Source organism: Curtobacterium sp. ISL-83, from assembly GCF_018613895.1.
Taxonomy (GTDB): domain Bacteria; phylum Actinomycetota; class Actinomycetes; order Actinomycetales; family Microbacteriaceae; genus Curtobacterium.
Map to the genome: position 1 here is coordinate 147,493 of NZ_JAGGPH010000002.1, position 17,588 is coordinate 165,080.

The 17,588-nt window shown below is 72.3% G+C and carries 18 protein-coding genes; 7 read left to right on the forward strand and 11 right to left on the reverse strand.

Going from position 1 to position 17,588, the window contains the following annotated elements; translation table 11 throughout:
• Window positions 1–101 precede the first annotated feature (101 nt).
• Window positions 102–596, forward strand: coding sequence for a hypothetical protein (locus J7E22_RS00970; protein ID WP_214978019.1), 495 nt, complete (start codon window positions 102–104; stop codon window positions 594–596).
• A gap of 137 nt (window positions 597–733) precedes the next feature.
• On the opposite strand, the gene J7E22_RS00975 is transcribed toward J7E22_RS00970, so the two are convergent.
• Both J7E22_RS00975 and J7E22_RS00980 read right to left on the reverse strand, forming a co-directional pair.
• Window positions 734–1,213: an HD domain-containing protein gene (locus tag J7E22_RS00975; RefSeq protein WP_214978020.1), complete on the reverse strand. Its 480-nt coding sequence runs from the start codon at window positions 1,211–1,213 to the stop codon at window positions 734–736.
• A 52-nt stretch (window positions 1,214–1,265) separates the two neighbouring features.
• Entirely contained in the window at window positions 1,266–1,616 is a 351-nt protein-coding gene (locus J7E22_RS00980; RefSeq protein ID WP_214978021.1) for a hypothetical protein, read from the reverse strand.
• A 52-nt stretch (window positions 1,617–1,668) separates the two neighbouring features.
• Between J7E22_RS00980 and J7E22_RS00985 the strand changes: the two genes are divergently transcribed.
• Both J7E22_RS00985 and J7E22_RS00990 read left to right on the forward strand, forming a co-directional pair.
• Complete coding sequence (locus J7E22_RS00985; protein WP_214978023.1) at window positions 1,669–2,070, forward strand: hypothetical protein; 402 nt, start codon at window positions 1,669–1,671, stop codon at window positions 2,068–2,070.
• 123 nt (window positions 2,071–2,193) lie between these two features.
• Window positions 2,194–2,640 carry a hypothetical protein gene (locus J7E22_RS00990; RefSeq protein WP_214978026.1) on the forward strand — a complete coding sequence of 149 codons (447 nt, stop codon included), beginning with the start codon at window positions 2,194–2,196 and terminating at the stop codon, window positions 2,638–2,640.
• Between the two features lie 69 nt (window positions 2,641–2,709).
• Here the strand turns inward: J7E22_RS00990 and hutI are convergent, their stop codons facing one another.
• From hutI to hutH, 5 genes are read right to left on the reverse strand one after another with little or no spacing between them, the layout of a single operon-like run.
• A complete protein-coding gene (hutI, locus tag J7E22_RS00995; RefSeq protein WP_214978028.1) occupies window positions 2,710–3,879 on the reverse strand; it encodes an imidazolonepropionase in 1,170 nt (389 codons plus the stop codon).
• Window positions 3,876–5,240 carry a formimidoylglutamate deiminase gene (locus tag J7E22_RS01000; RefSeq protein WP_214978030.1) on the reverse strand — a complete coding sequence of 455 codons (1,365 nt, stop codon included), beginning with the start codon at window positions 5,238–5,240 and terminating at the stop codon, window positions 3,876–3,878. Before J7E22_RS01000 ends, hutI begins: the two co-directional genes overlap by 4 nt.
• Window positions 5,237–6,505 (reverse strand): allantoate amidohydrolase, encoded by a 1,269-nt coding sequence (locus J7E22_RS01005; RefSeq protein WP_214978031.1) that lies wholly within the window; start codon window positions 6,503–6,505, stop codon window positions 5,237–5,239. The genes J7E22_RS01000 and J7E22_RS01005 overlap by 4 nt, the downstream gene beginning before the upstream one ends.
• Window positions 6,502–8,199 carry a urocanate hydratase gene (hutU, locus tag J7E22_RS01010; protein ID WP_214978032.1) on the reverse strand — a complete coding sequence of 566 codons (1,698 nt, stop codon included), beginning with the start codon at window positions 8,197–8,199 and terminating at the stop codon, window positions 6,502–6,504. Before hutU ends, J7E22_RS01005 begins: the two co-directional genes overlap by 4 nt.
• 43 nt (window positions 8,200–8,242) lie before the next feature.
• Complete coding sequence (gene hutH / locus J7E22_RS01015) at window positions 8,243–9,793, reverse strand: histidine ammonia-lyase (RefSeq protein WP_214978033.1); 1,551 nt, start codon at window positions 9,791–9,793, stop codon at window positions 8,243–8,245.
• Between the two features lie 107 nt (window positions 9,794–9,900).
• On the opposite strand from hutH, the gene J7E22_RS01020 reads away from it, so the two are divergent.
• On the forward strand, window positions 9,901–10,695 hold the full coding sequence (locus tag J7E22_RS01020) for an IclR family transcriptional regulator (RefSeq protein ID WP_214978034.1): 795 nt from the start codon (window positions 9,901–9,903) through the stop codon (window positions 10,693–10,695).
• Window positions 10,696–10,737: 42 nt separating this feature from the next.
• On the opposite strand, the gene J7E22_RS01025 is transcribed toward J7E22_RS01020, so the two are convergent.
• The 3 genes from J7E22_RS01025 to J7E22_RS01035 form a co-directional block, all read right to left on the reverse strand.
• Window positions 10,738–11,574 (reverse strand): phosphotransferase, encoded by an 837-nt coding sequence (locus J7E22_RS01025; RefSeq protein ID WP_214978035.1) that lies wholly within the window; start codon window positions 11,572–11,574, stop codon window positions 10,738–10,740.
• 34 nt (window positions 11,575–11,608) lie between these two features.
• On the reverse strand, window positions 11,609–12,343 hold the full coding sequence (locus tag J7E22_RS01030) for an alpha/beta hydrolase (protein WP_214978036.1): 735 nt from the start codon (window positions 12,341–12,343) through the stop codon (window positions 11,609–11,611).
• Window positions 12,344–12,436: 93 nt separating this feature from the next.
• Window positions 12,437–13,213, reverse strand: coding sequence for an alpha/beta fold hydrolase (locus J7E22_RS01035; protein ID WP_214978038.1), 777 nt, complete (start codon window positions 13,211–13,213; stop codon window positions 12,437–12,439).
• A gap of 108 nt (window positions 13,214–13,321) precedes the next feature.
• Between J7E22_RS01035 and J7E22_RS01040 the strand changes: the two genes are divergently transcribed.
• The 3 genes from J7E22_RS01040 to J7E22_RS01050 all read left to right on the forward strand — a co-directional run bounded on the left by J7E22_RS01040 (window position 13,322) and on the right by J7E22_RS01050 (window position 16,297).
• Window positions 13,322–14,179, forward strand: coding sequence for an AraC family transcriptional regulator (locus tag J7E22_RS01040; RefSeq protein ID WP_214978040.1), 858 nt, complete (start codon window positions 13,322–13,324; stop codon window positions 14,177–14,179).
• Between the two features lie 464 nt (window positions 14,180–14,643).
• Entirely contained in the window at window positions 14,644–15,636 is a 993-nt protein-coding gene (locus J7E22_RS01045; RefSeq protein WP_251008538.1) for an oxidoreductase, read from the forward strand.
• 145 nt (window positions 15,637–15,781) lie between these two features.
• Window positions 15,782–16,297 (forward strand): DinB family protein, encoded by a 516-nt coding sequence (locus tag J7E22_RS01050; protein WP_214978044.1) that lies wholly within the window; start codon window positions 15,782–15,784, stop codon window positions 16,295–16,297.
• Between the two features lie 40 nt (window positions 16,298–16,337).
• Here J7E22_RS01050 and J7E22_RS01055 read toward each other — a convergent pair whose 3' ends face one another.
• Window positions 16,338–17,528, reverse strand: coding sequence for an ROK family transcriptional regulator (locus J7E22_RS01055; RefSeq protein ID WP_214978046.1), 1,191 nt, complete (start codon window positions 17,526–17,528; stop codon window positions 16,338–16,340).
• Window positions 17,529–17,588: the final 60 nt, after the last annotated feature.

Sequence of the window (17,588 nt, forward strand, 5' to 3'; positions counted from 1 at the left end):
GCCTGAGGATGCTCGCTCCGAGCGTGCGTCCCCGTTCGCGGGCTGCCGGCACGGCGTTCGCAGCCGAGAGAATCAGTCACGCCGGGTGAGAAGGAGCCAGCATGCAGGAGACGTCACGGACGTGGCCCATCGTCGCAGTGTCACTCACGGTCGTCGTCAGCGTCATCTTCGCCCTGTGGGCCGAGTGGGCCGTCAACTGGAACGACCCAGCACTCGGCGGGACCCCGACGCACGCGCAGGCGCAGGCGCTTCGACACGAACTCGTCGACGGGCTGAAGACCGGCGACAAGACCCTGTTCCTCCGCGCGACCTCGTCGCAACCCGACCAGGGTGAGAAGGCCTGGGCATTGTGCGAGCCATGGGCATCGCGGGCGCACATCTCGTTCTTCAACGACATCGACCCGAACAACGCCGACGTGCAGGTCCACATCATCGGCAACCTCCACGGGGGCTGCAACATCAACGCGGAGTGGCGCGGCACGCACGCTCACGCTGCGTGGGACGTGAGCGGGTCGAAGGGGCTCGAACCCTCGCAGCCGGATCCGTTCACGACCACCGCGCCGACCCCTGAGCCCTCCGTCGAGCCGCACCCCTGATCGTTCCGACCGGGAGTGCGACGTCACCCCCTGTTGACGGAGCACACGGTCCCAGCAATGCGCAGGTGCCCGCCGTCGCCGGTGCTTCCCCGAACGGGTCGGACCCGGCCCCGGCGTGCCGGCTCCGGTGGCCCCAGCTAGGCGTCTGTCAGCGCGACCCCGAACTCCGCGAAGATGTCCGGCAGAGTCGTGCCGAGGAGCGCTGCGGTTCGCGCGTACTTGTCGTCCAACCGCGTCCGCGTCGTCTCGTCGGCGACGGTTGCGAGACGGGCCGGGTCGGCGTTGTGGCTGACGTCGGCGCGCTTGACGCGAGGGGCGATGGGGTCGGCGAGCACGCGAGCCATCGACTCTCCGAGGGTCTCTCCGCGACGCTTCGTCATCGCGTCCACAGCGAGGACCTGCTCGACGGTGAAGCCCATCGCCCGGAGCTCCGCCAGCGTGATGTCGGTGTCCTCGACGACGTCGTGCAGGTACCCGACGACCTGCTCGTCCGCGGTCGACAGTCGGCGCGCGACGGCGGTCGGATGCTCGATGTACGGACGACCGACCTTGTCCACCTGCCCTGCATGCGCCCGGGTCGCCACGTCGCGGGCCAAGGTCACGAGGTCATCAGTCATGGGCTCAGCGTGCCACGTCCCGCCGATGGCCGGACCGGCCGCCGACGCTCTGTCATGACTGCCGCTTTCGCGACACTTCTGGGGTGGAGGGGAAGATCATGACGAACAGCACCACCCGGCGAAACCGCCACCGCGTCCGCGCGCTCAGTGTCGCCGTTGCCACTGCAGCAGTCATCAGCCTGACCGCGTGCACGGACCACGCCGGCGCGCTCCCGATGAGTTCGCCGAAGACCACGGCGGCCGCCGCCTCGGTGCAACCGTCTCGGTCGCCGTCATCCGCGCCGACGTCGACGCCGTCGGCGACGACACCACCGAAGATCGACGCTGCTGCACCCGTGCGGACGCCGACCCCGGCATCGAGGCGCGCCCGGTTCACGCTGGAGGACCCTGCCACGTGGACCATCTCCGGCAGCGAAGTCGGACCCGTGGCCCTCGGAGGGGATCCCGCCACGGAGGTGGACGACCTCACGGTCGCCTTCACCCGCTCGAACGGTGCGTGCCCCGCGGGGCCCGGAACGACGTTCTGGAACCGAGAGGGCGCCCCCGGACTCATCGTCACCACCGGCGCCGGGAAGGTCACCGGCATCGCCGTCGGGAACTACGAGCCGGGAGCGACGACCGCGAACAGTCCGACCACAGCAGCAGGCGCGGGTCTCGGATCGTCGCTCACGGAACTGCGGACCGACTACCCGGAGCTGGCGTACGTCGGCACGTACGGCGTGGCGCGTGGGCAGTACTCGATCTGGTCGACCCAGCTCGCCGACGGACGGGTCGAGTTCCAGCTGGGCGAAGACGGCGTGCACGTCGGGATGATCTGGGTGAGCGCTGCGCCGCTCCCGTACGAGTTCTGCGGCTGACACGAGTGCACGTCCGGGAGCGACCTGCTGGCGTCCGGTGGTTCCTCGGTACGAACGGGCATTGCGCTGCCGAGGACAGCCCGTGCAGCACGTAGATTGCTCAGGAGGGGGATCGGAGAACACATGACAACGGTCCGCACCATCAGCCTTGCCGTCGTCGCATTGATCACTGCGACGCTGACGCTGAGCGGGTGCACGTCAGGCATGGCGGGCTACTTCGAACCTGCCGCGCCGCCGCTGGAATCCGCCGAGCTCATCGGCACGTGGACATCAGACGGCGCGGGCAGCATCGTGTTCGGCAGCGACCACTCCGTGGTGGGAACGGACGTTCCGAAGCGTGGCTGGACCGGTCAGACCGACGACTCAGCGACCCCGACGACTCGGACCGTGAGCTGGCGCTTGCGCGACAACACCGGAAACGGGTTGAAACCGATCTGCCTCGATGAGGGCCGCTCGTCGACCTGCATGTGGGTCATCCGCGGCGGACACCAGCATCGAGAGCTCGACCTCATCGTCGGCGACCCGGACAGCGTCGACTGGTACCGGTACCGGAAGACACCGGTCGGGTAGCCGCCGCGGGCTCCATCGTGCGTCCAGTTGCATGGCCGGACGCCAGCGAACAAGAAAGGTCGATGCCGCTCACGATCCGCCGCCGCCGCCGGCGACCACGACCCCCCGCTTCCACACTCGCCGCACGAGCGGCACGCCAGGCCGGTAGGCGAGATGCGCCGCCGAGGGCGCATCGAGCAACTGCAGGTCCGCGCGAGCACCCACCGCGATCGTCCCCGTCACGCCGGGCACGCCCAACGCCGCCGCACCCCCGACCGTGGCGGCACGGATGGCCTCCTCGACGGTGAGCCCCATCTGCAGGACCGCGGTGGCGATGCAGAACGGGATCGAGGTCGTGTACGAGGTGCCCGGATTGCAGTTCGACGCCAGGGCGATCGTGGCGCCCGCATCGAGCAGCGCCCGCGCCGGCGGGAACGGCTCACGCGTCGACAGGTCGCACGCCGGCAGCAGCGTCGCGACGGTCCGGCCCGCACCGAGGCCGTCGATGTCGGACGACGACAGGTGGTTGCAGTGGTCGACGCTGAGCGCCTCCATCTCGAGCGCCAGGCCCACACCGCCGCTCTCACCAAGCTGGTTGCCGTGCACCCGGAGTGCGAGCCCGGCTGCGCGGCCGGCGGCGAGGACCTCGCGCGACTGCTCGACGTCGAACGCCCCGGTCTCGCAGAAGACGTCGATCGACGACACGAACGGCAGGACGGCGGCGAGCATCGGTCCGGTCACCTGGTCCAGGTAGACACGGACCGACATGCCGGGAGGCACGAGGTGCGCGCCGAGGAACGTCACCGAATCGACGTGGCGGGCAGCGATCTCCGCGCTGCGGCGCTCCGTCTCGACGTCGAGGCCGTACCCCGTCTTCGCCTCGAACGCCGTGCTGCCCTGGGCCGACGCTTCGTGGAGGAGGCGCACGAGGGACTCCTCGAGCTCCGCGTCAGAGGCCGCTCGCGTCGCCGCCACGGTCGAGGCGATGCCGCCCGCCCGGTACTTCTCGCCGCGCATCCGCGCTTCGAACTCGGCGCCACGCTCGCCGGCGAAGACCGGGTGCAGGTGGGAGTCCACCCAGCCCGGCAGCACCGCACGGCCCGCCGCGTCGAACCGGGTGTCGGCCGCGGGAGCCTCCGACGCGGACCCGACCCACGCGATGAGCCCGCTGTCGGTGTCGACGACGACCGCCGCGTCGAGGCGTCGTGCCCCGTCGTTCGTCGTCAGCTCACCGATGCCGGTGATGAGTTCGGTCGTCATGCGGATCCTCCTGCCGTGCGCCGGTCGACCTCGGCGATCGCCTCACGCAGGCCGGAGGCGGCGTCGTCGCCGCGACCCAGGACCTCCCCGCCGACGACCACCCGCCGGACGTCACTCGCGGTGGCGGTGAGCACGAGCTGGACACCGGAGCTCCCGGTGGTTCGGACCGACGCGTCGTCGACCTCGACGAAGTCCGCGAGGTCGCCGACGGCCAGCCCACGCGCCTCCTGGTCGGGACGCCCCTCGACCAGGCCGAGCGCGGCGGCGCCGCCGGCCGAGGCCGCGGCCAGGAGCTCGCGCGGGGCGAACCGGCCGCGACGGCCGGAACCGAGCCGCTCCGCTGCCTCCAGTCCGCGCATCTCGAGGAACGGGTCGACGACCGCGTTCTGGTCGGACCCGACGGCGATGCGCGCCCCGGCGTCCGCCAGGGCGCGAGCCGGCCCGATGCCGTCGGCGAGGTCCGCCTCGGTGGTGGGGCACATCACGACCGAGACCCGCGCCGCGCCGAGGGCGGCGACGTCGTCGTCGGTGAGGTGGGTGGCGTGCACGACCGTCAGTCGCGGGGTGAGGAGACCGGCGTCGGACAGCAGCCGCGTCGGCGTGACGCCGTAGCGCGTGAGCACGTCGGCGTTCTCCTGCGGCTGCTCGGAGAGGTGGACGTGGAGCGGAGTGTGCGCGGGGAGGCCGGCTGCCACGGTGGCCAGCGCCGGTGGCGGGACGGCGCGGGTCGAGTGGACCGCAGCGCCCAGGGTCACGAGCGGGGAGGAGTCGGCGAGCCTCTCGCGGAGCGCGTGCCACCGGTCCAGCCACCAGGAGGCGTCGCCGTCGCCGAAGCGGCGCTGCTCCGGTGCGAGCGGCTGGTCGACGCCGCCGGTCAGGTAGAGGGTGTCCAGCAGGACCAGACGGATCCCGGCATCCTGCGCGGCGGAGGCGAGCGCCGCCTCCATGCCGTGGGCTGGGAGGTACGGCGAGCCGTCGGGCTGGTGGTGGACGTAGTGGAACTCGCCCACGGTGGTCCATCCGGCGGCGAGCATCTCGCGGAACACGCCGGTGGCGAGCCGGTGGTAGAGGTCCGGGTCGAGCGCGCCCGCGGCCTCGTACATGCGCTGCCGCCACTGCCAGAAGTCGCCGCCGTCGGCGTGGGTCCGGCCGCGGAGGACCCGGTGGAACGCGTGCGAGTGCGCGTTCACGAAGCCGGGGAGCACGGTGCCGAACTCGACGTCGCCGGGTCGACGTTCGAAGGCCGCGTCGCCCTCCCGGACGATGCGCGCGACCCGGCCGTCCTCGACCTCGACGACGGCCGCCGCGGGGGAGTCAGCGGGGTCCAGGAGCGTCTCGACGTGGAGGCGCGTGCCGGTCATCCCTGCACCTCGCGTTCCGCAGAGGGATCGAGCAGCGACCGCAGCACACCGGTGAGCGCGACCACGCCGGCCCTGCAGTCGTCGACCGAGGCCCACTCCTCCGGGGCGTGCGAGATGCCGGTCGGGTTCCGGACGAACACCATGGCGGTGGGGACGACGCCCGCGAGCACACCGGCGTCGTGCCCGGCACCGGAGGGGAGCTGCGGGATGCCTCCCAGCGCCGTCGTCAGCTGCCGGCGGAGCTCGACGTCGAACCGGACCTCGCCGCTCCAGCTCTCCTCCACGACGTCGAACCCGCACCCCTCGTCGTCGGCGGCGTCGCGCGAGGCAGCCACGATCGCGTCCACGAGGTCGCGGGTCGCGCCGTCCGTGCCCGCTCGCGCATCCAACCAGACGTCGGCCACGGAGGCGATCGCGTTGGTGCCGCCGGGGGTCCACCTGCTGCGACCGACCGTCGCACGCGCGTCGAGCCCGTCGGACTCCATCCCGAGCGCGGCGTCCCGGATCGCGACGACCGCACGCGACGCGGCGACGACCGGGTCGCGGCGTCCCGACATCAGGGTCGCTCCCGCGTGGTTGCCCTGGCCCGAGAACCGGAGGCGCCACCGTCCGTGGGCGAGGATCGAGGTCGCCACGGCGAGCGGCGCGTCCAGGTCGACGAGGCCCCGTCCCTGCTCGACGTGCAGCTCGATGAACACCCCGATCCGGTCGAGGGCGGCCTGGTCCCGGCCGAGGTGTGCCACGTCGAACCCGATCCGGGCTCCGGCTGCCTCGAGGGAGACACCGTCCGCGTCCTTCAAGGCCCTGGCCCGGTCGCCACTGATCGTCCCCGTCATCAGACGGGAACCGAGGCACGCGACGCCGAACCGCGACCCCTCCTCCTCGGCGAAGACCACCACGGCGAACGGTCGCGACGGACGGAACCCCTCGGCCTGGAGTGCGGCGACCGCGTCGAGGGCGCTCACCACCCCGAGGGGCCCGTCGAACGCGCCGCCGCCCGGGACGGAGTCGAGGTGACTCCCGGTCACGACCGCGTCGGCGCCAGCGGGACCCCACCAGGCCCAGGTGTTCGCGTTCCGGTCCGTCTCGACGTCGAGACCGAGCGCCGAGGCCCGTGCCACGAACCACTCCCGCAGAGCGAGTTCGGCGTCCCCCCAGAGCGGCCGGCTGTAGCCGCCGCGCTCGCGGTCGCGACCGACCTCGCTGATCTCGCGGAGTCCCGGGAGGAGCGACACCGGCCCGGTGGGCCCGGTCGCGGCCGTCATCGTCCCTCGTCCATCGGGATCCGCAGGCCGCGGTCCCGCGCCACCTCGCGCGCCCGCTCGTAGCCGGCGTCGACGTGCCGCATGACACCGGTGCCCGGGTCGTTCGTCAGGACGCGCTCGATCTTCTCGGCCGCCAACGGGGTGCCGTCGGCGACGCAGACCTGGCCGGCGTGGATGGACCGCCCGATCCCGACACCGCCGCCGTGGTGGATCGACACCCAGGTCGCGCCAGAAGCCGTGTTCAGGAGCGCGTTGAGCAGCGGCCAGTCGGCGATGGCGTCGGAGCCGTCCGCCATGCCCTCGGTCTCGCGGTAGGGGGATGCGACGGATCCCGAGTCGAGGTGGTCGCGGCCGATGACGATCGGTGCGCGCAGCTCGCCGGAGGCGACCATCTCGTTGAACTTCAGGCCGGCGAGGTGGCGCTCCTTGTAGCCGAGCCAGCAGATCCGCGCGGGCAGCCCCTCGAAGGCCACCTTCTCGCCGGCCTGCGTGATCCAGCGACGCAGCTTGTCGTCCTCCGGGAAGAGCTCGAGGATCGCGCGGTCGGTCGCCGCGATGTCGGCCGGGTCGCCGGAGAGGGCTGCCCAGCGGAACGGGCCCTTGCCCTCGGCGAACAGCGGACGGATGTAGGCGGGGACGAACCCGGGGAAGTCGAACGCGCGGTCGTACCCGCCGAGCTCGGCCTCGCGGCGGATCGAGTTGCCGTAGTCGAACACCTCCGCCCCGGCGTCCTGGAAGCCGACCATGGCCGCGACCTGCTTCGCCATCGCTGCTCGCGACAGGTCCGTGAACGCCGCGGGGTCGGCGGCCGCGCGGGCGTGCCACTCCTCGACGCCCACGCCCTCGGGGAGGTAGGCCAGAGGGTCGTGGGCCGACGTCTGGTCGGTGACGATGTCGATGGCGACGCCGCGGTCGAGCAGCTCGGTGAACACCGTCGCGGCGTTGCCGACGAGGCCGACGGACAGCGGCCTCCGCTCCGCCTTGGCCGCGAGCACGCGGGCGACCGCGTCGTCGAGGTCGTCCGTCATCTCGTCGAGGTACCGGTGGTCGACGCGACGCTGCAGGCGGGCGGGGTCGACGTCCACGATCAGCACGACGCCCTCGTTCATGGTGACGGCGAGCGGCTGCGCGCCACCCATCCCGCCGGCGCCGCCCGTCAGGGTCAGGGTGCCGGCCAGGGTGCCGCCGAAGCGCTTGTCGGCGATGGCCGCGAACGTCTCGTAGGTGCCCTGGAGGATGCCCTGGGTGCCGATGTAGATCCAGGAGCCGGCGGTCATCTGCCCGTACATCGTCAGCCCGAGGGCCTCGAGGCGACGGAACTCCGGCCACGTCGCCCAGTCACCGACGAGGTTCGAGTTCGCGATCAGGACCCGGGGCGCCCACTCGTGGGTGCGGAAGACGCCGACTGGCTTGCCGGACTGCACGAGGAGCGTCTCGTCGTCCTCCAGGTCCTCGAGCGTGCGGACGATCGCGTCGTACGCCTCCCAGCTGCGGGCTGCTCGACCCGTCCCGCCGTAGACCACGAGGTCGTCGGGCCGTTCGGCGACGTCGGGGTCGAGGTTGTTCATCAGCATGCGCAGCGGCCCCTCTGTCTGCCACGACTTCGCGGTCAGGGTCGAGCCGTGGGCTGCGTGCACCACACGTGGCCCGGAGACGGGGGCCGTCGACGTGGGGGTGGGTTCCGAGCCGGTCATGTGCTGCTCCTTCGTGGTCTTCCGGGCGTGGTGGGGGGCGCGGTCAGTCGAGGTCGCCGAGGACCCGGCGGGCCGCCTGCAAGATCGAGCCGTCGGTGACCAACTCGGTGACCGCCGCGATCTCGGGCGCGAGGAATCGGTCGGCGCCCGGCCCGGGGACCACCGTGCGGACGGTGTCCCGGACGGCGCCGGTGGCGGGGCCGGCCTGCAGCGGGGCCCGGAGGTCGACCGCCCGCGCGGCGGTCATGACCTCGATGGCCAGCACCTGAGCGAGGCCGTCGACGGCGCGACGCAGCTTCCGTCCGGCAGCCCACCCCATGGACACGTGGTCCTCCTGCATCGCGGACGACGGGATCGAGTCGACGGAGGCCGGGACGGCCATGCGCTTCAGCTCGGACACGATCCCGGCAGCGGTGTACTGCGCGATCATCAGGCCCGAGTCGACCCCGACCTCGTGCGCGAGGAACGGCGGCAGTCCGGCGTTGCGGTGCTGGTCGAGCATCCGGTCGATCCGACGTTCCGACATGCTGGCGACGTCGGCCACGGCGATCGCGAGGAAGTCGAGCACGTACGCGACCGGCGCGCCGTGGAAGTTCCCGTTCGACTCCACGCGGCCGTCGAGCGTCACGACCGGGTTGTCCACGGCCGACGCCAGTTCCCGCTCCGCGACGAGCCGAGCGTGGTCGACGGTGTCCCGGGCCGCACCGTGGACCTGCGGTGCGCACCGCAGCGAGTACGCGTCCTGGACGCGGGTGCACTCCGGACCCTTGTGGCTCTGCACGATCGGCGACGCCTCCAGCAGGCGGGCCAGGTTGCGCGCCGACGCCGTCTGCCCCCGCTGCGGGCGGAGGGCCGCGAGGTCGGCGGCGAACACGGCGTCCGTGCCGAGGAGCGACTCCACGCTCATCGCGGCACTGATGTCGGCCGTCTGCAGCAGTGCGTCGAGGTCGGTGATGGCCAGCGACAGCATGCTGAGCATGCCGTCCGTGCCGTTGATGAGCGCGAGGCCCTCCTTCTCCGCCAGGAGGACCGGCGCGATCCCGGCGGCACGGAGCGCCGTCGCGGAGTCGACCAGCTCGCCGTCGCGGGTGCGGGCGTTGCCCTCGCCCATGAGGGTGAGCGCGCAGTGCGCGAGGGGGGCGAGGTCGCCGGAGCAGCCGAGCGACCCGTGTTCGTAGACGACGGGCGTGATGCCGGCGTTGAGGACGGCGGCGTACGTCTCGACCACGATGGGCCGGACACCGGTCCGTCCCGTCATGAGGGTCGAGAGTCGCAGGGTCATCAGCCCCCGGATGACCTCCCGCTCGACTTCGGGGCCCGATCCGGCCGCGTGCGAGCGGACGAGGCTCTGCTGCAGCTGTCGCCGGCGGTCGTCGGAGATGAACGTCGTGGCGAGCGCACCGAAGCCGGTCGAGATGCCGTAGTGGGGCTCGACGTCGCTCGCGAGGTCCTCGATGATCCTGCGACTCCTCGACACTCCGTCGAGCGCGTCCTCGCCGAGGACGACCGGGGCGTGGGAACGGGCGACGGCGACGAGGTCCGCGATCGACGGGGCGCCGGCGTGCAGGGTGACGGTGGGGGACGCAGTGTTCATGAACCCATCTGAGGGCATCGAGGGGATCACGGTGCGGCGTCGCGCAGACAAACTGTCTCGTGTGTGGGACGCTTCACGCACCTGAAACACGAGACCGGCGGTCGACGATGATCACGACAGACGCAGCAGCGAGCCCGACCCGCGGAGCTCCTGCGGCGCACCAGACGCTCCGGATCCTCACGCACCTGTCGCGGCAACGAGGACCGGTTCCTGCCTCTGCGGTGGCGCACGCGCTCGACCTCCCGCGCTCGACCGTGTACCGGCTCCTCGGCGTCATGGAGGAGCACGGCTTCGTCGTGCACTACCCCGAGGACCGCCGCTACGGGATCGGCGTCGCGGCCTTCGAACTCAGTTCGGGCTTCTCGCGCCAGGAACCGCTCGCGCGTCTGGGCGCACCGATCCTGGCCTCACTCGTGGACAAGGTGGGGGAGAGCGCGCACCTCGCCGTCCTGAGCGGCCGGGACGTGGTCTACATCGTGGAAGAGCGGGCAGCGCACCGCCCGCGGCTCGTCACCGACGTGGGCGTGCGCCTCCCCAGCCACATCACCGCGAGCGGACGGGCGCTCCTCGCCGCGCTGCCGCCGTCGCAACTCCGAGCCGTGTTCCCGAACGCGGCGGCCTTCGCCCGGCGCACGGACGACGACGCGTACTCACTGCGGGAGCTCAAGGCCGTCCTCACGCAGGTGCGCCAGCAGGGGTTCGCCGGGGAGGACGGCGACGTCACCGACGGCTTCGCCTCGGTGGCCGTCGCGGTCCGGGACCACGCGGGCTGGCCCGCGGCGGCCATCGCGATCACGTTCCCGCGCGACCACGTCTCCCGAGGGGAGTGGCCAACCCTCGCTGCGGACCTCGGCCGGTACGCAGGCGAGCTCTCGCGCAGGATCCGCGGGAGGCCGCAGTAGGAAGCAGAGGTGGACGTCCGGACGACCCCAGCCTGATCCGGGTCAGACACCACCCGGGTCCACGGCGGCAGCGAGCACGGCCGCGTGCTCCGCGAGCCAGGTCTGCCGACGGAGGATGACGTCGCCGATGCCCTCGTCCCACATCCGACGCCAGCCGCCGCCCAGCGTCTCCGCACGGTGCTGCATCGACGACCAGGACCGCTCGGCGATCTCCCGCGAAACCGGGACGATCCTCCTTCGGCTCGCGTCGTCGAGGCCGTAGGCGTCGACCAGCAGCGCACCGCGGGCGACGGGATCGACGGTACCGACCGCCTCCTGTCGGTCGTCCTCGTGCATCCAGGCGCCCCACCAGAGCAGGAGGTTCGCGACCTCCTCCACGCGCGCCGACGGCCGCGCGAGGTCGAAGTCGATGAGCGCCGCCGCCTCGCCGTCGCGGAACACGACGTTCTCGGGGGTGACGTCCCGGTGCCCGAGCAGCGTCGGCGGACCCGCGGAGGGCACCGGGGGCGGATCCGGTGGCCCGGTGCTCGTGGCCCACGCGGGCAGGCCCACCTGTTCGGCGGCGTCGTCGTACCGGCGGAGCAGGCGGGCGACGCTCGCCGCTCGCCGGTCGTCGCCGACCCAGGTGGGCCACGGCCGGACCGCCACCTCACCCGGGAGGAACGTGAGGACGTCCCGTCCCGCACGATCGGTCCCGAGGTGGCGGGGTGACGCATCGAACCCCCGCTGCTCGAGGGCCGTCAGGAGCCGACGGACGCGCTCCGAGGCGGGGCCCACCGGACGGCGCACCGTCATGCCCTTCCGCACGATGCCCTCGGTGACGTCACCGCCGAGGAGCGGGACCTCCGCTTCGCCGGGTTCCTCGTCGGTGAACGTCATGCACTGACGATCCCACGGGAGCGGAGGAGGGGGATCAGTTCGCGGGCCGCGCCGTGAAGTCCGTCACCGCGTGCTGGATGAAGCGAGCAACGTCGTCGGCCTGGGCCATGAACGCCGTGTGCGATCCCTCGATGGTCTCGGTGTGCGCGTTCATCCGGTCGGCCATGAACTCCTGGAGCTGCGGCGGGATCGAGTTGTCCTCGCTGGAGACGAGGTACCAGGTCGGCGTGCTGTCCCACCCGCGGACCGTGGCGGCTTCGGTGAACGCGAACGCGGAGAGGGGCCGCTGCGTGGTGAACAGTTCTCGGGCGGTCGTGGCCGACGAGTCGCCGGCGAAGACCTCGCGGAAGCGCTCCTCCTTGATGTAGAGGTCCGGGCCGCCGGGTGCGCCGGGTGCGTCGTACGGGGTCGGCGCGTTCTCGGTGGCCAGGAGCGACGCGGGGTAACCCTCCTGGATCGCGAGGCAGTTCTCGCCGACGTCGAGGCTGAACGCAGCGAGGTACACCTGGCCGATGACGTTGGTCAGTCCCGCGGCCGCGGTCCCCATGACGGCTCCACCGTAGGAGTGGCCCACGAGCACGACGGGGCCCTCGATCGCAGCGACGCGGGTGCGGATCGATTCCGCGTCGGAGGCGAGGCTCCGCAGGGGGTTCGGGGGAGCGACGACGGAGTACCCGTCGGCCTCGAGACGCGTGATGACCCCGTGGAAGCCGGATGCATCCGCGAACGCTCCGTGGATCAGGACGATGGTGGGTTTCGTGTCGCTCATGATGGTGTGCCTTTCGATTCGTGTGGCGGTGTGTGCACTGTCTGCGTGCGCAGCCAGTGGTCCTGCCGGTGGCAGGGAACTCGGTGTGCCGTCTCAGCAGGCGTCGACGAAGCGCTCGATCGCGCCGGCGAGCGCTGCCGGGGTCTCCAGCGGGAGCAGGTGTCCCGTGTGCGGCAGGACCTCCATCTCGACGGTGGTGAGGAAGGGCACGAGGTTGCTCCGCAGGACGGCAGCGGGTTCGACCTGGTCGTGCTCTCCGGCGATCACGAGCGCGGGGACGTCGACGAGTCGCGTCCTGTCGGTGATGTCCTCGGCGATGCCGCGCAGGGGCCACTCGACGCGGGCGGCGTCCGCACCGGCGCGCGAGTCCTCGAGGACCCGCGCCTTGTGCTCGTCGGACAACGCACTGGCGGTGAGCACCCGGTCACGTGCGGCGATCACGGTCTCGTCCGAATCGTACGCGTGGGAGAGGTCCGCCCGGTGTGCCGGGGTGACCGCTGCCGCCGGCTGAGCCGGTCCCGGTGCGACCAGCACGATGCCGCGGAGCCAAGCCGGCCGGTTCGAGGCGACCAACTGGGCCACCTTGCCGCCCATCGAGTGGCCCACCAGGACGTGGTCCCGCACCTGGGCCTCCTCGATCACCGCGACCGTGTCGTCGGCGAGCTGGTGCAGTGTGTACGGGCCGGGGAGGTCCCGCGACCGGCTCCACCCCCGGAAGTCGATCGACAGGGTGTCCCGTCCGGGGAGGAGGTCGATGACCGGTCCCCAGGTGCGGGTCGAACCGCCCCAGTAGTGCAGGAACACCAGGGTCGGACCGGTGCCGACGCGGTGCTCGGAGAACGGGAGGACCGGTGCGGGGCTGATGGTCACGATGCGTCACTTCCTTCGATGGCTCGTGTGGCCGATGGACCAATTCGACCGCGGATCCGGACCTGACACATTCGCGAAAACCGTCGGCTCCTGGTGGAAACTGGACACATGACCGCCGTCCGACAACAGACGTACCAACCCCCCGACGCACGTTCTGCCGCCGTCGAGGTCTTCGGGTTCGACCGGCTCCGGCAGCTCAACGACGGGGGCACGCAGCGGGCGGACTTCCACGTGCTGGCCCTGATCGACGGCGGACACGGACGCGTCACCGTGGACTTCGAGAGCCGCCCGCTCGCGCCCCGCGACGCCGTCTGGATCACACCCGGTGCCGTCCACCGCTGGGACGACTTCGCGGACCTCACCGGCACCCTGGTGCTGTTCGTCCCGACCGCGCCGGTCACGGAGGCCACCAAGCGGCTCGCGGCCACCCCAGACCTGGCATCGACGTGGGCCGTGTCCGCCGACGCGTGGCCGTACGTCGATGCCGCCCGCACCCATCTCGTATTCGAGGACGGCGCCCGCACCGCGGACCCGGCGCTGGCACTGCCGCAGATCCTGCTCTCGGCGCTGATCGCACGGCTGGACCCCCCACGGACGGTGCAGATGACCAGCGGTGGGACGTTCGACGCGTTCCAAGCGGCCGTCGAGTCGCACTTCCGGGAGCATCACGACGCCGGCTTCTACGCCCGGGCGCTGGGGTACGCACCGCGCACGCTCACCCGAGCGGTGCAGCGCGCGACGGGTGGGTCGGCGAAGGCGTACGTCGTCGCCCGGATCGTGCTCGAGAGCAAGCGGCTCCTCGTGCACGACGCGCTCCCCGCGGCCCAGGTCGCCGCCGAACTCGGCTTCCCCGACGCCTCCGCCTTCTCGCTGTTCTTCCGCACCGCCACGGGAACCCCGCCCGCGACGTGGCGGGCGGCGACGGAGGCCCGGGGACGACCACCGTCCAGATCGTCCGACTCCTGACGCAGGCCGAGCCCGGGTCGGTCGGCGCGCTGGGCATGGCCGTCGTCGCGATGCTGGCGCTCGCCTACCCGGTCGTGAACCTCGTGCGCTGGGTGCGGGCGGTGCGACGGTCACGTCGGCGCCCCGCCGCGTAGTCCCTCCCGGCTCGAGCACCGGGGGCAGTGGTCGCGACCGCTGCCCCCACAGCGGCGGCCGCGACCCACCGGATTCCCCGTACCGAGATCAATATCGCGCTCGACGACCGACGGCGCATCAGCCGCGAGGGTGAACTGTGTCCCGGGACACACGGCGATCGTCCTCGCCGCGCTCCGTCCCGTCGCCACCACCGGGGACGACCGGGACCGGCGCCGTGCGGGAAGATGAACGGGCGGGACACCGCTGGTGCGCGGGACCCGATCCTCGTGGTCGTCGCGCTCCTCGTCCGCTGGCGGACGCCCCGACCACCCACCGAACCGGAGGCAACCTTGTCCGACCCAACGCAGTACGCCCCCACTCCGCAGGAGCCCCTCGGCTCGGGCTTCGGCGCCCGCACCACCGCCCTCGAGGCCGTCGACGGCATCGACCTCTCCGGACGCCACGTGATCGTGACCGGCGGCTACTCGGGCCTCGGGATCGAGGTCGTCCGGGCCCTGCACCATGCCGGCGCGACGATCACCGTGCCCGCTCGTCGACCGGACGCCGCGCGTGCGGCGCTGGACGCCGAAGGGCTGCAGGACGTCCTCGTCGATGCCCTCGACCTCGCCGACCAGGAGTCCGTGGCGGCCTTCGCCGAGCGGTACGCCGACTCCGGCCGCGGGCTCGACCTACTGATCAACAACGCCGCGGTGATGGCCGCACCGCTCTCCCGGGTCGGGCCCGGCTGGGAGAGCCAGTTCGCGACGAACCACCTCGGCCACTACGCGCTCACGAACCGCCTCTGGCCCCTGCTGGTGGCCTCGTCCGGTGCTCGTGTCGTCGAGCTGTCGTCCAGCGGGCACAAGCTCTCACCGGTCCGGTTCGACGACCTGCACTTCGAGACCGGCTACGACAAGTGGGCCGCGTACGGCCAGGCGAAGACGGCCAACGCGCTCTTCGCGGTCGAACTCGACGCACGCGGCAGCCGCGACGGCGTCCGAGCGTTCGCCGTGCACCCGGGTGGCATCATGACGCCGCTGCAGCGACACCTGCCCCGCGAGGAGATGATCGCCGCCGGTTGGATCGACGCCGACGGCAACGTCGACTCCCGCTTCAAGACGCCCGAGCAGGGTGCCGCGACCACGGTGTGGGCCGCGACCGCACCGCTGCTCGAGGGGAAGGGCGGCGTCTACCTGGAGGACGTCGACATCGCGTCGCCGACGGACCCGGACGCGCCGACCGCGCGCGTCCGTGGCGTGGACGCCCACGCCGTCGACCGTGATGCCGCCGCTCGCCTCTGGCAGGTCTCGGCCGACCTGACCGGGGTCGACGCGTTCCGCTGAGCGGACCGTCGTCCTGCGACGACTGACGGACCGCGGGACTGACGGAGCGCGAGACTGACGGACTGGAGGCGCGGTGCGGGCCCGCCCCGCGCCTCCAGTCCGCCGATCGGTGGCCCCGACGGCCGGCGCGTGCCATCCTGGGGCCGTGGCCCGACCGACCGAGCGCGAGGCGCTGCTGGCATCGCTGCAGGCGCAGCGCGCCCACGTCCTGAGCGCGATCGACGGACTCGGTGAATCCCAGCTCCGGGGATCGCTGCTCCCGTCCGGGTGGACGCCGCTCGGGCTCGTCCGGCACCTGACGATCGACGTCGAACGGTTCTGGTTCCGCGTCGTGGTGGCAGGCGAGCACCTGGCGTTCCCGTCCGACGACGAGGTGTGGCACGTCCCCGACGACGTGACCAGCGGGGGAGTGCTCGACGCGTACCGGGCGGAGGCGCTCGCCAGCGACGCGATCATCCGGGCCCGGCCCCTGGAGTCGGAGAGCGCGCGGTGGCCGATGACCGCGTTCCCGGGGACGCCCGACCGCGACCTCCGCGGGACCGTCCTGCACGTCATCACCGAGACGGCGACCCACGCGGGGCAGCTCGACGTCGTGCGCGAACTGCTCGACGGGCACCAACACCTGGTGATGACCGATTTCGCCGGCCCGGCTGTCGGTTGAGCGGGCGACCGGTCGCAGGCGGTCCACTCGTGCTCCGTCGTCAGGCGGTGGCGACTCCGAGGGAGACCATCCGGAGGCTCCGCGGTGAGAGCTTCTCCTGCAGCACGGTCGTCGCGGCACCGATGACCGCAGCGTCGTGGCCGTTGAGGCTCGGACGGACGGTCGTCGATCGGGTGCCGCGGACGAACGCGCGCTCGTCGAGTGCCGACGACACCGTCCGGACGTAGATCGTGGCCGCGTCGACGAACGCGCTCCCCGCGAGCACGACCAGGTCGACGTCGAACAGGTTGACGAGCGTCACGACGCCCGTCGCGAGGTGCTCGGCGCTCGCCTCGATCAGCAGCCGCGCCGCGTCGTCGCCGTGCACCGCGTCACGCGCCAGCTCACCGAACGACCGTCGTGAACCGTCGGGGGCGGGCTCGGCCCTGGCAGCGACCACCGGTGGCGCGGCGACGAGCTCGAGGCACCCGATGTTCCCGCACGGGCACCGGCCCGCCGTCGGGTCGACGGTGATGTGCCCGATCTCACCGACGTTCGAACTGATCCCGCGGTAGATCGTGCCGTCGACGACGATCCCGGCGCCGATGCCCACGTCCATGTAGACCGCCGCGTAGGTGGTGTGGTCGGTCGTCGCGCCGAGCCAGTACTCGCCGAGCGCAGCGGCAGTCGCGTCGTTCTCGAGCTCGCAGGCGATGCCGGTGGCCGCGGTCATCGCGCGTCGGATCGGGAAGTCGGCCCAGTGCGGGAGGGACGGGGCACGCCCGATGGTCCCCGCGCGACGGTCGATGGGACCCGGCAGTGCGAGGCCGATGCCCACCACGCTCCGCCGGTCGACGGCGAGGTCGTCGAGCAGGTGGTCCACGTCGCGGGCGATGCGCGCGACGGTCAGCTCGGGGTCCTCGTCACCCGCGCCGTGCACGCGCTGCCGCCCGACCATCTCCCCGGCGAGGTTCGCGACGACGTAGCTGATGCTCTCGCGGCTGATGTGGACGCCGACCCCGAGCCGGGACTGCGGGTTGACCTCGAGCCAGGTCCGCGGCTTGCCGCCGGTCGGGTCCCCGCGGCCGGTCTCGACGACCAGGCCGTCCCCGATGAGCTCGCGCACCGCGACCGAGACGGTCGCCTGGGTGAGTCCGGTGATCTCGGCGAGGTCGACGCGCGTGACCGGTCCCGACGACCGGATCAGGTCGAGGAGGACGCCGCGCGAGGAGGGACGTGGTGCGGGGGGCATGGCGGCAGCGTACGTCAGCGCAGACCCGGTCGGGCCGGCTCGCTGCCCCGCCGCGCGGAC

Bases quoted from the DNA above. Each gene is read 5' to 3' on its own strand.
- J7E22_RS01055 (WP_214978046.1), bottom strand. From the start codon at position 17,528: ATGCCCCCCGCACCACGTCCCTCCTCGCGCGGCGTCCTCCTCGACCTG.
- J7E22_RS01030 (WP_214978036.1), bottom strand. From the start codon at position 12,343: ATGAGCGACACGAAACCCACCATCGTCCTGATCCACGGAGCGTTCGCG.
- hutI (WP_214978028.1), bottom strand. From the start codon at position 3,879: ATGACGACCGAACTCATCACCGGCATCGGTGAGCTGACGACGAACGAC.
- J7E22_RS01000 (WP_214978030.1), bottom strand. From the start codon at position 5,240: ATGACCGGCACGCGCCTCCACGTCGAGACGCTCCTGGACCCCGCTGAC.
- J7E22_RS01020 (WP_214978034.1), top strand. From the start codon at position 9,901: ATGATCACGACAGACGCAGCAGCGAGCCCGACCCGCGGAGCTCCTGCG.
- J7E22_RS01025 (WP_214978035.1), bottom strand. From the start codon at position 11,574: ATGACGTTCACCGACGAGGAACCCGGCGAAGCGGAGGTCCCGCTCCTC.
- hutU (WP_214978032.1), bottom strand. From the start codon at position 8,199: ATGACCGGCTCGGAACCCACCCCCACGTCGACGGCCCCCGTCTCCGGG.
- J7E22_RS00980 (WP_214978021.1), bottom strand. From the start codon at position 1,616: ATGGTCCACGTGGCAGGGTCCTCCAGCGTGAACCGGGCGCGCCTCGAT.
- J7E22_RS00990 (WP_214978026.1), top strand. From the start codon at position 2,194: ATGACAACGGTCCGCACCATCAGCCTTGCCGTCGTCGCATTGATCACT.
- J7E22_RS00975 (WP_214978020.1), bottom strand. From the start codon at position 1,213: ATGACTGATGACCTCGTGACCTTGGCCCGCGACGTGGCGACCCGGGCG.
- J7E22_RS00970 (WP_214978019.1), top strand. From the start codon at position 102: ATGCAGGAGACGTCACGGACGTGGCCCATCGTCGCAGTGTCACTCACG.
- hutH (WP_214978033.1), bottom strand. From the start codon at position 9,793: ATGAACACTGCGTCCCCCACCGTCACCCTGCACGCCGGCGCCCCGTCG.
- J7E22_RS01040 (WP_214978040.1), top strand. From the start codon at position 13,322: ATGACCGCCGTCCGACAACAGACGTACCAACCCCCCGACGCACGTTCT.
- J7E22_RS01005 (WP_214978031.1), bottom strand. From the start codon at position 6,505: ATGACGGCCGCGACCGGGCCCACCGGGCCGGTGTCGCTCCTCCCGGGA.